This window comes from Paraburkholderia sp. SIMBA_027, assembly GCF_046535315.1.
Lineage (GTDB): Bacteria > Pseudomonadota > Gammaproteobacteria > Burkholderiales > Burkholderiaceae > Paraburkholderia > Paraburkholderia tropica.
In genome coordinates this window covers 1-266 of record NZ_JAWRWY010000751.1, presented here as the reverse complement: position 1 = coordinate 266, position 266 = coordinate 1, and the positions used below count along the sequence as shown (strand labels likewise).

Below are 266 nucleotides of genomic sequence, written 5' to 3'. Positions count from 1 at the left end.
CAGCGTCAGGTCGTCGGCCTGCGGCCGGCTCACGGGCAACTGCGACACGTCCAGCGCCCCGCGCGCATCGGCGCCGTAGAGGACGCGGCCGTTGCGGTCGGCCAGTTCGATCTGCGCCACCGCCGGGAAAGTGCCGGCCAGGCGGCTGAACGGCGCCTCGACGCCACGCAGCCGGTCCACTTCCAGCCCATAGCCGAGCACCCGGTTCAGGTCGCGCTGCAGGCCCTCGGCCAACAGGCCTACGTTATTGCGCGTCACGTCGAGCC

The 266-nt window shown here is 72.2% G+C and carries 1 pseudogene; it reads right to left on the bottom strand.

The window, feature by feature from the left end:
* Window positions 1–266 (bottom strand): annotated as a pseudogene (locus tag SB764_RS41060) (MFS transporter); the annotation flags it as partial.